General features: G+C 45.4%; 12 protein-coding genes. 11 read left to right on the plus strand and 1 reads right to left on the minus strand.

The features are described 5' to 3' along the window. Window positions 1–109: 109 nt before the first annotated feature. Window positions 110–1702 (plus strand): PQQ-dependent sugar dehydrogenase, encoded by a 1593-nt coding sequence (locus IC230_RS06625; RefSeq protein WP_191038188.1) that lies wholly within the window; start codon window positions 110–112, stop codon window positions 1700–1702. A gap of 20 nt (window positions 1703–1722) precedes the next feature. Here IC230_RS06625 and IC230_RS06630 read toward each other — a convergent pair whose 3' ends face one another. Beyond that, window positions 1723–2274 (minus strand): RNA polymerase sigma factor, encoded by a 552-nt coding sequence (locus tag IC230_RS06630; protein WP_191038189.1) that lies wholly within the window; start codon window positions 2272–2274, stop codon window positions 1723–1725. A 1471-nt stretch (window positions 2275–3745) separates the two neighbouring features. Here IC230_RS06630 and IC230_RS06635 point away from each other — a divergent pair. The 10 genes from IC230_RS06635 (at window position 3746) to IC230_RS06680 (ending at window position 15988) form a co-directional block, all read left to right on the plus strand. Next, window positions 3746–4588: a polysaccharide biosynthesis/export family protein gene (locus tag IC230_RS06635; protein ID WP_191038190.1), complete on the plus strand. Its 843-nt coding sequence runs from the start codon at window positions 3746–3748 to the stop codon at window positions 4586–4588. A gap of 14 nt (window positions 4589–4602) precedes the next feature. Continuing rightward, window positions 4603–6975, plus strand: a complete 2373-nt coding sequence (locus IC230_RS06640) for a GumC family protein (protein WP_191038191.1) — start codon at window positions 4603–4605, stop codon at window positions 6973–6975. Further along, window positions 6968–8287 carry a nucleotide sugar dehydrogenase gene (locus IC230_RS06645; RefSeq protein ID WP_191038192.1) on the plus strand — a complete coding sequence of 440 codons (1320 nt, stop codon included), beginning with the start codon at window positions 6968–6970 and terminating at the stop codon, window positions 8285–8287. The genes IC230_RS06640 and IC230_RS06645 overlap by 8 nt, the downstream gene beginning before the upstream one ends. Window positions 8288–8329: 42 nt before the next feature. Further along, window positions 8330–9421, plus strand: coding sequence for a sugar transferase (locus IC230_RS06650; protein WP_191038193.1), 1092 nt, complete (start codon window positions 8330–8332; stop codon window positions 9419–9421). 4 nt (window positions 9422–9425) lie between these two features. Then, window positions 9426–10583, plus strand: a complete 1158-nt coding sequence (locus tag IC230_RS06655; RefSeq protein WP_223860384.1) for a DegT/DnrJ/EryC1/StrS family aminotransferase — start codon at window positions 9426–9428, stop codon at window positions 10581–10583. Between the two features lies 1 nt (window position 10584). Beyond that, entirely contained in the window at window positions 10585–11163 is a 579-nt protein-coding gene (locus IC230_RS06660; RefSeq protein ID WP_317171772.1) for an acyltransferase, read from the plus strand. Window positions 11164–11231: 68 nt separating this feature from the next. Continuing rightward, a complete protein-coding gene (locus IC230_RS06665) occupies window positions 11232–12203 on the plus strand; it encodes a Gfo/Idh/MocA family oxidoreductase (RefSeq protein WP_191038195.1) in 972 nt (323 codons plus the stop codon). 5 nt (window positions 12204–12208) lie between these two features. Continuing rightward, window positions 12209–13060, plus strand: a complete 852-nt coding sequence (locus IC230_RS06670; protein WP_223860386.1) for an ABC transporter permease — start codon at window positions 12209–12211, stop codon at window positions 13058–13060. Between the two features lie 926 nt (window positions 13061–13986). Next, entirely contained in the window at window positions 13987–15252 is a 1266-nt protein-coding gene (locus IC230_RS06675; protein ID WP_191038196.1) for an ABC transporter ATP-binding protein, read from the plus strand. Between the two features lie 31 nt (window positions 15253–15283). Next, window positions 15284–15988, plus strand: a complete 705-nt coding sequence (locus tag IC230_RS06680; protein WP_191038197.1) for an FkbM family methyltransferase — start codon at window positions 15284–15286, stop codon at window positions 15986–15988. Window positions 15989–15995 lie beyond the last annotated feature (7 nt).

Genomic DNA, 15995 nt, shown 5'->3' on the forward strand with positions numbered 1-15995 from the left:
CTCTGGAAGTTATCAACGGGTTCGAATAGTAGCCAGTTCATAGGATTCGAACAGTTTTCCTGATCAACTAGCAGTACCAGATTATCTAATCTTCCAACTCTAAGCCCTTATGAAAAATTTATCCTTTGCGCATGTAGGAGCAATACGTCCTGTCCAATCAGTTTCTACGTTCTACCTTTCTCTATACATAACCGCGTTGGTTTCAATTGCGCTGCTACTGATCGGGCCGCAAGCGGTTGCCCAGACATTTCCGACTAGTTTTACGAGTGTTCAGATCGCCAGTGGGATTGACCCGGTAGCGATGGACGTCGCGCTTGACGGTCGGATTTTTCTCACCGAAAAGAGTGGCCGGATTCGGGTCGTTAAGAACGATGTCTTGTTGGCTACTCCCTTCGTTACGATACCGAATGTGGATAACGCTGGCGAGCGCGGATTGCTAGGTATTGCGCTGGACCCCAATTTCAGCAGCAACAATTTTGTCTACGTTTATTACACCTATAGAGCAACGGGTAGTACGGTCAGCAATAACCGCGTCAGCCGATTTACGGCCAATGGCGATGTCGCTGTGAGCGGTAGCGAACTGATATTACTGAATATCGACGCACTCTCCTCGGCAAGTAATCATAACGGGGGCTCACTCGTATTTAAAGACGGAAAACTGCTGATTACCGTTGGTGATAATGCCAGTGGTGCAAATGCTCAGTTATTTACAACGCCAAAAGGCAAAATTCTCCGACTGAATCCGGATGGTAGCATCCCTTCCGATAATCCGTATTATGGCTCTACAACAGGTATTAATCGGGCGATCTGGACACTAGGACTACGTAATCCGTTTAATATAGCCATACAACCCGGAACAGGAACGGTCTTTATCAATGATGTTGGCGAAGGTACCTACGAAGAGATCAATGAAGGCATAGCTGGTAAAAACTACGGATGGCCCGGTATTGAAGGCGTCAGAACTACCCAAACCCCACCAGCTAATTACCAGGACCCATTTTATGCATACAGTCATAGCTCGGGTTGTTCGATTACGGCAGGTGAATTCTATAATCCGTCAGTTGCTCAATTTCCCGTGGAGTATTCAGGAAAATATTTTTTTGCTGATTACTGCGGGAACTGGATCAGAACAATTGATCCAGTTACAAAAGCAGTCGCTACGTTTGCTACTGGTTTAAGTTCTCCCGTGGGTATAAAAACCGGTCGGAATGGTAGCCTGTATGTTATTGCCCGGGGCGGAGGTGGCGTTCTATTGAAAGTGAGTTATACGATACCTTTGCCCGATCTAACCCCTATCCTATATATTCGACCGACTGTACAGTACGGTACCACTCCGTTTAACGTAGTGGTTGACGTTGCCGAGCTTAACTCCGTAGCTACCAGCGGTTCTTTCGCCGTAAAAGTGAATAAAGATGCTAAATTCAGTCTAACCTTTCCTACAGGCGCTACGACCGTGGACGGACGTTCGGTACAGAACAGCGCCTGGAGCTTCAATGCATCAGACCCGAATTATTACGTGCTCAGCAGCTCTCAGAGCATTGTGGCTGGCGGTCGGCTTTCGTTTGGGTTAATCGGAACACTGAGCCCATCCGTTACAACCGGTATGATCGCAGTCAGTTGTACTCTGCAGCCTGCCACTATGGTAGAAAATAAGCTCACGAACAATATCGATGTTGAAAAGATCGAATATTTTCAGCAGTGAGAAGCAGCGTAGATAAATCGTCAGATAGTATAATGTTGATTGTAGAATTCCTGAATTTTCGCCCGACTGCGTTTGAGCCGCATTTTAACGGCGCTGGTCTTAATCTTGTACAATTCTGAGATCTGCTCAATACTCAGCCCGTCTTCATACTTAAGCCGTAATAAAGCTTGCTCCTTTGCGGGGAGACTAGCCAGTGCCATCCGAACTAATTGAATGCTTTCCTCGGTCAACTGGGCTTCCCTGGACTCGCCCAAACTATCTTCCAGACCTTCATTGATCGAGGTAACGTTTAATCGCCTGGCTAGACGCAATTGATCTGAGCAGTAGTTGTGCGCAATGGAATTAAGCCAGGTCGAGAAACTGGAGCGCTGCTGAAAGGCTTCAAGCTTATCGAATGCCTTAATAAAAATATCGTGCGTGAAATCCTGCGCCTGTTCGGAGTCCTTGGTCATAAACAAGCATCGTTGGTAGACCTTGGAAACGTAGCGCTTGTATAGCGCTTCAAAGCATTGATTAGGAGCCTGCGAGAGGTGTTGACGAATCATTTCTTCGTCAGTTAGTTGAACATTCATAGGGAGGGTAAGCGCTGGTATAAGGATTATGGGTTGTACAAATATAATTATTGTGAAAAGCAATTATCAATGTCAAATAAAAAATATTGAATTTGGTTATTAGAAATACATTCGATGAGTTATTTGTTTATATAATTGCGTTTACGGTCACTAAAATTCGGTAGATTAATAGCTGCATAAATTGCTGGTAACAGTTGTCAGTAATTACAAAAAATGCATTTTAAACGGTTAGATTATCTGCGCTCAAATTCAAAAAATTAAATCATTTTAACGTAAGAAAATATATATAAAGAAATAGATAAAATCACTGTCATTTTATTGATTATCAGCATTGTATATATAAATAATTTGCTTGGGCAGTATTTGATTTTCTGTTCTTTTTATGCATAGTATGTGAGCGAGGTAGTTCGTCAGTCAGGAATAAATACGAAAACGTAAAAGTTCACCATTTTTTGCTGGTTGATTTTACATCAGATTTACTCAGCCTATTCACTCGTCTTTTTATACTAATTAAAAGCTGTACTAAACTATTTTTTTAATGTCGTGTCGAACTATTAATATGATCATGTATGAATTGAATTACTGATTTTTAACGTATTGGAAAATAAAAACGCCTGACGCTCTGCTTTGTGATTTGGAACAGGCTGACCAGATAGGCTTTAGGGAAAGTGGATTAACAATCAGGCCTTCAGTTAATATCTTCCGAAAGCGACTCTACCTACTGTCATTGTATCCAGGCTAGGGCTTGATAGTATACGTGTGTAAGCTTTACGCACCTCTTACCAGCCAGTGGTAGTATTTAAAAATGGGTGTAACCTATTTCGTTATCTACTTTCATCGTCAACACCAGATCTGATCTAGGAGATAATACTCCCTGCCTGAATCAGTAAGGCATAGTGAGATTGATGCGGGTTTTGTTTTGATAGTAAACTTATAGTGATTTAAAAACCTATTTTTTTAAATAAAATTTTGAAAAGAAAACTAAAAAGTTGAAAATGTAGTATTCTATTTTATTTTTGGGGTAACAAATGAATTTAGATTTTCTAAATACTTGCCAGCTTATGTATGTACACAAAGTCTTGCTTATTGGTACCATTGACAGGCATAGTATAGTTCCGTAGTCACACAAGCTTCGATTTATGGCCAGATAACGCCCTTTTTTCGAAGTAACTAATTCACTCTCAGAGTAACACGAATTTAGCACCTTCCACCACACATTCGTTAAAGAATTTAATCTGCACAATACAGGCTATATATGCTCAGCAAGCTGAGTGATTATAAACCTGATAGGGCACCTTTTGGCCTGTTTTCTCTGGATGTTCCGTAACATGGGACTGAAGGGGCGAAGCCGTGGAGAAATAAAGTAAATCTTTGAGGCAACCTCATGCATGCTATAACTTTAGTAAGAGTGACGAGAAGTAGGAGAAAGAGGTTGTGCTGCTATCGTTTGAACAGTATTCCTCTTTCGGATATGGTAATCAGGCTAACCGGTCTGGTCAGGCGTCAGCAAGTAATCGGTGTTACTGTCTTCCTTTTCTCGGTGGTTCAGCTTTCTTCCTGCACGAGTGTAAAACCACCTCAGTTTGACTACTTTAAGAGTAAAGACCGATCGTTTCCCAAGTTGGTTGAGACCGTTGTACCTCAGGTTTCCAGAATTCAAAAGGGTGACATCCTCGGTGTTATTGTGAGTAGCCTTAACAAAGAATCGAACGAAATTCTAAATTTTACGAATGTCAACTCGCTTCCGGTGTCTGTGTTTTCAGGGGGAAGCGTTAGTGGAGGGAGCCAACCGTTGGGGTTTCTCGTTGACTCGTCCGGTTATATTTCGATGCCTATCATCGGGCGTCAGAAAGTAGACGGGCTTACGCTGGAACTGGCCGAAAGTAAACTTCGGGCTAACCTGGAAAAAACGCTCAAAGAGCCCTCTGTGAACGTGCGGTTCATGAATCACAAGTTTTCTGTGCTGGGAGAGGTGAAACAGGTCGGCACCTTTAATCTACTGGACGATCAAACAACGATTCTGGACGTACTGGCCGCTTGTGGCGATCTGACCGAGTACGCGAAACGGGATAGCATTACGGTCATACGGAATAAAAACGGTATGCGGGAAATTGGTAAAGTAAACCTGCGCTCCCTGGCTGTATTCAAGTCGCCATACTTTTATATTCAGAACGGCGACGTAGTGTACGTCGAGCCCACTCAGGATAAAGTGATTGCTCCGAAGCCACTCAGCGCCGGACTTCAGAAAGTGGCCATTTATGTAGGTCTGGCAACATCCGTTGTGTCACTTATTTTCTTAGGATCAAGGCTTTGATTAGTCGTTGAATAATGATCAGTAATAACGACAGCTTTCTGGCAGAAGATCAGGATCATGACTTTGATCTCCTCAGCTATTTACTGGGGTACCTGCGCTATTGGTACTGGTTTTTATTAACGGTCGCCATCTGCCTTATCGGGGCCTATTTCTACCTAAAACGGATTACACCCATTTATAAAGTGTTTGCCACATTGCTAATTAAGGATGAACAATCGCCCCGAAAAGCGAATGATGTGGTTGAGGATTTTACCGCTACGGCTAACAAACGGATTGAGAATGAGATTGTCCTGCTCAAGTCCAGGGCGTTGATTGGTAAAGTAGTTGACGATCTGAACCTGACCATTTCCTACTGGACAGAGGGACGTAGCCGCGATGTTGAATTATACGATGACTGTCCGATAAAGCTTAACACGACGGACGTAACGGGTTATGCGTATGGCAATCCGATGTTTGTTGTCTGTCTGTCTGACAACAGGTATAGACTTTTGGACCCTGAGAAGAAACAGATCGGCATTTTCGACTATGGTGCACCGGTCGTCTCACCTTATGGCCGGTTCCGTATCTTCCGGAAAGACAAAAAGCCAGTGGTGATCAATACGCCTATTAAAATATCGTTTGCTGACCACGACGGTATAGTTGATGCGCTCATTGGCAGTATTGCCATAAGTCAACTTAACGAGTATAGTTCGTTCCTGTCGCTGAGTGTAGAAACCGCCCTTATCGACAAAGGCAAAGCGATCTTATCCAAACTGCTTGAGGAATATGCGTTTACATCGCTGGCGGATAAAAACCGCGAAGCCACCAATACGCTGCGGTTTATTGAAGAACGACTGAAACTGGTAACGGCTGAGTTAGGCAGCGTTGAACAAGCCGTTGAACTGTATCGCCGGACCAAAGGAATCACCGAACTTAGCTCCGAGACGACGCTGTTCCTGCAGAAAGCACAGGAGAATGACTCGAAACTAAACGAAGTTGATATCCAGCTTAACGTACTGGACGGTATTGAGCGCTACGTTAACGGGGCCAACGTCAACAATGTTGCGCCCGCCACGCTGATGGTGAACGATCCGGTACTCAATGCGTACATGGCGCAACTGATGGAGCTTGAAGTGGAACGTAGTAAACTGGCGCAGAGTGTTCAGCCGGGCAATACGTATCTGGAGACGGTCAAATCACAAATGAACAATGTGAAACAGGCCATCAAAGAAAACCTGAACAACCAGAAAAATAACCTCTTAGTCACAAAAAATAGCCTGCTCGCCAGCAAGAGCCGTATCGATGAAACGATCCTGTCGGTCCCCCGAAAAGAGCGGGAACTGGTGGGTATAAAACGGCAGGCTGGTATCAAAGAAAATCTTTACCTGATGCTGCTGCAGAAGCGCGAGGAGACTGCTCTTTCGTATGCATCGACCGTAACGGATAGCCGGGTGGTTGATGTCCCTTACGCATCAGGCGGGCAGATAAGCCCTAACCGACAAAATATTTTTCTGGCGGCAATAATGATTGGCTTGTTAATCCCCATCGCCTTTATCATGGGGAGAAATTTAGTAACTACTACGGTACAGTCGAAAAAAGAAATCGAACGGAAGAGCGGGTTAAAGGTTTTCGGTGAGGTTGGTATAAATCCCAAAAAGGAAGGAACGATTATTGATATCCGGAGCAGAAGTTTTGTGAGCGAGCAAATCCGGTCCATTCGCTCCAACCTGCAATACCTGGTCAGTAATAATCCTCACTCGGGAGGACGTACTATTCTGATTACTTCCTCGACGGGTAGTGAAGGAAAGAGCTTTTTGACCCTGAACATCGCTATATCGCTGGCCGCTCTCAACAAGCAGGTGCTTATCCTGGGCATGGATCTGCGAAAGCCAAAAATAAACCACTACCTGAATATCAGTAACCGGGTTGGGATTTCGGATTATCTGATTGGAAAAGTCAACGCGGAGGACATCATTCAGGCGACGTCGATCGACAACGTTTTTATAGCGCCCAGCGGGCCTATTCCTCCCAATCCGTCAGAACTGCTGGACAACATTCGCACCCGAAACATCATCGATCAGTTCCGGCTTAGCTACGATTTCATTTTGCTGGATACCCCGCCGTATAGTCTCGTTACGGATGCTTCGTTACTGGCCCCCTACAGTGACGTGTGTTTTTATTTGGTGAGGCACGAAAAGACGCCGAAAATCTACCTGAGCCATATCGCGGATTTACATAATCAGAAAATATTCAAGTCGGTCAATATCATTTTCAACGCCGTTAATTATAAGAATTCGCCCGATTACGGATATGGCTATGTGTATGGCTACGGAAAAGAAGGCTATTACGGAGTAAGCTCAGCCAAAAAAGGATTTTTCAGGCGGATGTTCAACCGGAGCCATGACTAAAAACGTAACGTTTCCGGCACGGGTCACGGCTGAGCACTTACCTCACTTTCCGGTACCTGTCCGGATTGGCATCATTGGCCTTGGCTACGTAGGTCTTCCTCTGGCGGTGGAGTTTGGTAAGAAATATACGGTCTGTGGATTTGATATCAATAAAGTCCGCGTTGAGCAGCTCGTAAATAGTGTCGATGAAACTTGTGAACTATCGTACGAATCGATTGCGTCCGCTCAGCATCTATCGTTTACTAACGCCATTGATGACCTGAAAGACTGTTCGGTTTTTATCATTACAGTGCCGACGCCCATCGATTCGTTCAAGAAGCCGGATTTAAGCTACCTGATCAATGCGTCGGCCGCAGTAGGAAAACTGCTGAAAAAAGGAGATACGGTTATTTACGAATCGACCGTCTATCCAGGCTGCACCGAGGAGGATTGTGTTCCCGTTCTGGAAAAACACAGTCGACTGATCTATAACAAGGATTTCTTCTGCGGGTATTCGCCGGAACGTATCAATCCGGGGGATAAGGAACGGACGTTAACAAAAATTGTGAAAGTAACCTCCGGCTCAACACCCGAAGTCGCTCTGTTTGTTGATACGTTATACCGGTCAATTATTGAGGCTGGTACGCATCTGGCGCCTTCGATAAAAGTAGCCGAAGCCGCCAAAGCCATCGAAAACGCTCAGCGGGACATTAATATTTCATTCGTCAATGAGCTGGCTCTCATCTTCGACCGCATGGGTATCGACACAAATGACGTACTGGATGCGGCTGGTACCAAATGGAATTTTCTGAAGTTTAAGCCGGGCCTGGTGGGGGGGCACTGCATCGGTGTTGATCCCTACTACCTGGTTCATAAAGCGCAAAGTCTGGGCTATCATGCCCAGGTGATTTTATCCGGCCGCTCGATCAATGACGGGATGGGGCAGTTTATCGCGAAGAAAATTCTGAAACGATTGATCGCCAATGGATTAAATATGCAACAATGCCGGATCTTGATTCTGGGGCTAACGTTCAAAGAAAATTGCCCTGACATCCGAAATACGAAAGTCGTTGATGTGTACCGTGAGCTGAAAGACTTTGGCCTGACGGTCGATGTGCATGACCCGTGGGCGTCGGCGAAGGAAGTGGAAAACGAATACGGGATTGTCCTGCAGAAAACGCTTCTGCCACACCAGTACGACGGAATCATCATTTCGGTGGCTCATCAGCAGTTTCTGGCTCTGGACCTTGCTGCCCTGAAACGATGCCGAAACTCGATTGTCTTTGACGTCAAATCAATCTTCGACAGGGAACAGACCGACATTCGGCTCTGAGTTGGCTGAGTAAATCCAGCCGGGAAGAATAGCTACTAGCTTATGGCTTACAGCAGACCACTTTTACCCTATCCGTTGGTAGATGGTACGTATGTCGATACGTTACCCAGGATAACGATCAAGGCTAATCCATCCGTTGAGGAGCTGCCTAATTACCTGTCGAATTACGCCCAGTTGACGACCTGGGAGTCTGTTTGTCTGGAGGAAGTACTTCAGAATAACAGTCCTTTACCTGCAAAAAATATTTATCTCAAAAGCACCGTCACCCGGATGCAGGACCCCAATCTTGTTTTCGAAAAGGTACGAAGTCGTTTAGCGCCACAGCATTATTTCGTATTTAGCCTCATCACAGCTGAGAACGTAAAATTTAGTATCAACAGCGAGTTTAATACGTTAATTTTTACGCTGTATTACCCATTCTATTTTTTAGTAAAGCGGGTATTGCCCAAGCTAACGGGATTGCGGAGGATATGCCGGCTATTGACTATTATCCCCGACATATCGAAGGCTGAAATTATGGGACGGCTCATTTACAAGGGCTTTTCGGTAATCGACATCAGGGAAGAAACCCGTGAAACAACTCTCATCGTAAAACCCAATTTTGCCAGCGACCCCAGCCAAACCAGGCCCATCCCCAGTCAGGGATTTATACTACGAATGCAGCGTCTTGGTCAATATTCGAAGCCTATTCAGGTTTACAAACTACGTACCATGCATCCGTACGCGGAGTATGTGCAGGCGTATTTGCACGAACGGAATGGCCTTGATCGGGGCGGAAAGTTCAAAAACGATTTCAGGGTGATTAAGGGCGGTCGAGTCATTCGGAAGTATTGGCTCGATGAGATCCCCATGCTTTACAATTTACTACGTGGCGATTTGAAATTGATTGGCATACGGCCCATCAGCGAACACTATTTCAGTTTGTATCCAGCGTCTGCTCAGGTTATTCGAACCAGACATAAGCCCGGATTACTGCCCCCGTTCTATGCCGATCTTCCGCAAACGTTTGACGAAATTGTACAATCCGAATTAACGTACCTGACGGCTTACGAAGCCGCTCCGTTCGCCACCGACCTGCGTTATTTCAAGCGCATTCTCATGAATATTTTTTTCAATAAAGCCCGTAGTAAGTAAGTCGATGGGGGGAAATACCGTTCAGGAACAGGATTTGGCTACCATTCAAATGGTTGATTTACACGGTCAGTACCTGAAAATAAAAGCAAACATCGACCGTGCTATTCAGGCGTGCATCGATACAACGGCCTTTATCAAAGGGCCACAGGTAAGTTATTTTGAAAACCAGCTGGCGGATTTTCTTAACGTCGGGCATGTCGTTTCCTGTGCGAATGGAACCGATGCGCTGCAACTGGCCCTCATGGCGCTCAACCTACAGCCGGGCGATGAGATTATTATTCCGGCTTTCACTTACATTGCTGTGGCAGAGGTGATTGCGCTTTTGCGTCTGACGCCCGTTCTGGTGGATGTCGATGCACGGACATTCAACATCAGTCCGGAGCAGATCGAACGAGCCATCACCTCCAGAACAAAACTGGTGGTACCGGTGCATCTGTTTGGTCAATGTGCTGACATGGAACGTATTCTGTCGATTTGCAACCAGTATCAGCTACACGTTATCGAAGATGCCGCGCAGGCCATCGGTGCAATGGTTACGTTCGCGGATGGTACGTCGGGTATGGCAGGCACGATGGGCGATTTTGGAACAACTTCGTTTTTTCCCTCTAAAAACCTAGGTTGCTTCGGCGATGGGGGGGCTATACTGACCCAGGATAGTGAACGGGCGGGGCAGGTGAAAATGCTTGCGAATCATGGACAGTCGCGAAAATATCATCACGAGTTAGTCGGGATCAACTCGCGGCTGGATAGCCTGCAAGCAGCTATTCTGTCCGAAAAACTACCGTATCTCCTGGCTTATACGCAGGCCCGGCAGCAGGCAGCCGCGCAGTATGACGACCGATTAAGTGCTATTGACGCCATCGAAATACCGCATCGAAGTAAGTATTCAACACACGTATTTCATCAGTACACGCTGAAAGTACCGCCAGACCAACGTAATGGGCTGAAAGACTATCTACAGCAGAAGGGCATTCCGAGCATGGTCTATTATCCGATCCCTGTTTCATCCCAGAAGGCTTACGAAAAATTGGGTAGGGTAGTGGGTGATCTGGCCATTACGCATGAGCTATGTCAGCGAGTACTCTCGTTGCCCATGCACACCGAATTGTCTGAACAACAGATTGATTACATCACCGAAACCATCACCGACTATTTTCAGTAACGTGGCGGAGTCTGTTTTTATCCATTCAACGGCGATCATTGACGAAGGCAGCCAGATCGGTGAAGGCACGAAGATCTGGCATTTCTCGCACATCATGCCGAATTGCATAATCGGAGAACGTTGTAACATCGGTCAGAACGTAGTGATTTCGCCTGAAGTCGTGCTGGGTAACAATGTCAAAGTTCAGAATAACGTATCGATCTACACGGGCGTCACCTGCGATGATGACGTTTTTCTGGGTCCTTCGATGGTCTTTACCAACGTTATTAATCCCCGAAGCGCCATAAACCGACGGGATCAATACCAGAAAACGCACGTAGGAAAAGGCGCGACCATCGGCGCTAATGCCACCGTTGTTTGCGGTAACGACATTGGCGAGTATGCATTCATTGGAGCAGGTGCGGTGATTACCAAATCCGTACCGCCTTACGCCTTGGTCATGGGTAATCCTGCCCGCCAACGAGGCTGGGTCAGCGAATACGGTCATCGACTGACATTTGACGCGGGTGGTACAGCCGTTTGCCCAGAAAGCGGCCAGTTATACCGGTTGACTGATAACAGAATTACACTTCTCAACTAAGCATTACTTTTTCTAATCGGGGAGGTGGACAGACCACCGACGTAAGGGAAGGGATAATTTACTCACGTATGAAACGATTCGCTTTGATTGGGGTAGCTGGCTACGTAGCACCACGCCACCTGAGAGCCATTCGGGACACTGGTAATACGTTAGTTACAGCGTTCGATAAATTCGATTCGGTAGGGATCATGGATAGTTACTTTCCCGAAGCCGATTTTTTTATCGAATACGAACGGTTTGACCGGCACATTGATAAACTCCGGCGACAGAAACAGGGAGTTGATTACGTCAGTATTTGCAGCCCCAATTACCTGCATGACGCCCACATCCGGTTCGGCCTACGTAACGCTGCTGACGTTATCTGCGAAAAGCCGCTGGTGCTGAATCCCTGGAACATCGACGGTCTGCGCGAAATAGAACAGGAAACGGGCAAAACGGTTAATAACATTCTGCAACTCCGGCTGCATCCGAGTTTGATGGCCCTGAAAGAACGTATCAGCAACGGCCCGGATAAGCTATACGACATTGACCTGGCCTACATTACCTCGCGTGGTCGCTGGTATGACACGAGCTGGAAAGGCGACGTGGCCAAGTCGGGCGGGATCGCTACGAATATTGGGGTGCATTTTTTCGATGTGCTTATCTGGCTGTTCGGCAGCGTGAAGCGGAATGTCGTGCATGTCCACGAACCCAACAAAGCCGCCGGTTACCTCGAACTGGAAAAAGCCCGCGTCCGCTGGTTTTTGAGTACGGATTACAGGACGCTTCCCGAGGTTGTCAGGTTAAAAAATAAACAGACGTATCGATCCTTACGTATTGAAGGTGAGGAGATTGAGTTTAGTGATGGGTTCACGGATTTACATACGCAGAGCTACGAGCGTATTCTGGTCGGGCAAGGTTTCGGACTGTCCGAGGCTTACCCGTCCATCGAGGTCGTCCACCAGATTCGTAATGCCAGCCTGAGTTCATTAACGGGCGATTATCATCCCATGCTGAATGGAAAGGCGACGAGAACGTTTAGTGTATTCCGTAACGAATAGAAGCTTTGGCTGACGAAACCGCTACGTACGCCCATTCTATAACACCCCAGACGAGCCTGTTCGATCTGCGACTGGGCGAAATCTGGCAATACCGCGATCTACTTGTTCTGTTTGTCCGTCGTGACTTTGTAGCTAAGTACAAACAGACCATCTTGGGCCCAATCTGGTTTTTCATTCAGCCTATTTTCCAGACAGCCGTTCTGGCTATTGTCTTCAGCGGTATGGCGGGTCTGTCGACGGATGGAGTTCCCCCGATTCTGTTCTATCTGGCGGGCGTAACGGCCTGGAATTACTTCGCCAATTGCCTGCGCACAACTTCCAATACGTTTACAGCCAATGCCGCGCTATTTGGGAAGGTCTATTTTCCAAGAGCAGTGATGCCGTTGTCGGTCATTATCAGCAATTTGATTCAGTTTGGTATTGGGCTGGTGCTTTTCCTGCTCATGTATGCATTCTACGCCTTCGGTACGTATAATCTACATCCAAACAGTACGATCCTGCTGATGCCACTGTTGGTTGTCATGATGGGGTTTATGGGGCTGGGACTGGGTATGCTGGTATCGGCCATGACCACCCGCTATCGGGATTTACAATACCTGGTTGAGTTTGGCGTACAACTACTTATGTACGCTACGCCGGTTATTCTGCCACTGTCGGCAGTGCCGGAAAAATACAAATTTATCATGACCCTGAATCCCATGACGGGGGTTATCGAAGCCTTCAAATACGGATTTCTGGGAACCGGTGCTTTTTCGGGTTCGCTGCTAACATACTCGGCAAGCTTCACCGTAATTGTGTTTGTAATTGGCCTGGCCATTTTTAACCGAACGGAGAAAAATTTTATGGATACGGTATAAGCCCTAGAGAAACCGGCCTAATGATTGCTCAATTAATTGGATGTATACTTTGCAGTTTTTGCTTCATCAGTATCGGGTCGATAGTCAGGAGGATTGCTAGCTGGAACAGTTCCTATTTTCATGATTTCCTGATAGGCTTAGCGATATCCAACGCTGTTTTTACCTTAATCTCGCTAGAGTATTCAATAAACAACACAATTGCCCTTTTATTTTTAATATCAGCGATAGAATTGTTTCTAGTAAATTTTACGTACGAACGGGTTTATTTTCAACGATTGGCATTGGGAATTGCCAAAACAGGATGTTGTCTCTCTTAAAGAAGACATTAGACGCTTTTACGTTTCAGGCGAAAATTCAGGGGGTAACGTAATATAATCGTGGTTTCTTAACCAGAGTGGAACAGATTTGTCAGTTATCGTAATCAGTACAATCACGCTACTCATTTTACTGTCCCGTTTGTTACTGAAAAAAGTTTCGTTATCCAACGATTACGTAACTATAATTGGCGTGTCTGTTTTTGGGATTGTATTCATGTACATGAACTCGCCAAGTCTTCGTTAAAGTGCCGCTTTTTTCCTGGCAGCGATACTTGTATCAGTTAAATCATTCAAGCTAAAAGGCACCAGTAATAAGTACGGTTTTTATGTATTTGATATACTGATCTTATTCACTTTTTTAAAAGAGAACTGGTTTCATCCCTGGCATTTCACCAAGCATATAGCGCAGCGATTTCTATTGCCCTATCCGCTGGTTCTGACCCAGAAAAAAGAGTTTGCCTATTTTCTCATCGATAAGAAAATCAAATGCTATTATCCTATAGGATCGAATCAGTGTTTTGATTACGAATTACCATGTGCTAGCAGACGAATGGACGGTATACACTTGAGAGGAGAAGGGATTGAACAAGGTTTTTACAGAAACGCCGAGTGAAGCCGATTGTTAACGTAGAAAACCTCTCTAAACAATACCGTCTGGGAACCATCGGCACCGGCACAATTCGGGATGATGTGCAACGATGGCTGCATCGTCTGCAAGGGAAAGAAGACCCGTTCCTGAAAGTCGGCGACTTTAATGATCGGGCATCAAAAGGAAACAGCGAGTACGTCTGGGCGCTCAAAGACATCAATTTTGCGGTGATGCCCGGTGAGGTGTTGGGAATCATTGGTAAAAATGGGGCGGGTAAATCAACGTTGCTTAAAATCCTCTCAAAAGTGACGGGTCCCACCACGGGCCGAATTGACTTTGATGGACGTATAGGCAGCCTGCTTGAAGTGGGAACGGGCTTCCATCCCGAGCTGACTGGTCGTGAGAATATATTCCTGAACGGCGCGATACTAGGCATGCGAAAACACGAAATCCGATCCAAACTCGATCAGATTATTGATTTCTCCGGCTGCGAACGCTACATCGATACGCCCGTGAAGCGCTACTCCAGCGGCATGACAATACGTTTGGGGTTTGCGGTAGCCGCTCATCTCGATCCTGAAATTCTGATTGTTGATGAAGTATTGGCCGTTGGTGACGCTGAATTTCAGAAAAAGGCCATTGGCAAGATGCAGGATGTGAGCCGAAATGAGGGACGAACGGTTCTGTTCGTTAGTCACAATATGGCTGCCGTTAAAAATTTGTGTACCAAAGGACTCGTGCTGGACAAAGGCATGGTTTCTTTTGAAGGAAAAACGGTTGAAGCAATCGACTATTATTTTTCCATACAAGGCTCGAAAGGCGCTACTATCATCGAAAAGATGTCAACCCTACATCCCGGCCTTTCTATTTCAGACATATGCGTGAATGGTTCGTCCTCCGATTGCATACATATTTCGGGACAAAGCGCTTCACTGGAAGTTAGCATAAAAGGATTTTTGACAGAGCCATTGCCCCTTTGTTTTGAAGCGGTATTCGTCGACGAAAATGATATTCCATTCGCTATTTATAATCCCGATTTTTCATTTGGAACCCTAAAAACAATTCCAGTTGGTACGTTCGAAATACGGAAGATTATGCATCTTCCTACCAGAATGAACAAAGGCAGATTCTATATTAATTTTCTTTTTGTCGAACCCCTGATACAGCTTTTTATGGCCATACCAAGAGGCCTGACGGTCGAGTGTGAGGGTTTCGTTAACGACAGCGGCTATAATTATTCGTTCCGGGATGGCGGATTAATTAATTTAAGCTATTGCGCAGGCTGATATGGGAAGTTTTACGGCAAGAGTAAAAAAAATGATTTATGCTCGTATTCCAGCGAGTTACAAGGACTTTCTTAGACAGGAGTTACTCAATGAACATGACTATTTTAAGTATTTGACTATTTGTTTTTCGCAGGAGGGGGAAGATCAAATACTATCGCAATACTTCTACGGAATTGATAAGGGTTTCTTTCTGGATATTGGCGCTTATCATCCTATCAAATATTCAAATACGTATAAGTTTTATTTAAAAGGCTGGCGAGGAATTAACATCGATGCTATGCCCGGAAGCATGATAGCTTTCAACAAAATTCGTCCAGAAGATATTAATGTAGAAACGGGCGTGGCTGAAAACGAAAGCGATTTGCCGTATTATATATTTGAACAAACAGGAATAAATACGTTTTCGGAAAAATTTGCTGTCGAAATGGAAGATAAAGGGTACGTGGTTTCGCAAAAAAAAGTAACCCGTACCCGTACCATGAAGGCAATTTTAGGCGAATTTTTGCCGCCCAATCAGGTAATTGATTTTTTGTCTTTAGACGTAGAAGGTTTTGAATTAGACGTACTTAATTCCAACGACTGGACCCGATATCGCCCTAGAATAATCGTGGTCGAGTCGCTACAGTTAAAAAGTCAGAACGTACTGGATGCTTATTTGCATGAGGTGAATTACAAGCTGATTGCCAAAACAGTTAATAACGTATACTACACCGATACAACTATTGATTTTCTATAAGGACAGC

Origin of the sequence: Spirosoma validum (assembly GCF_014699035.1) — a bacterium.
Lineage (GTDB): Bacteria > Bacteroidota > Bacteroidia > Cytophagales > Spirosomataceae > Spirosoma > Spirosoma validum.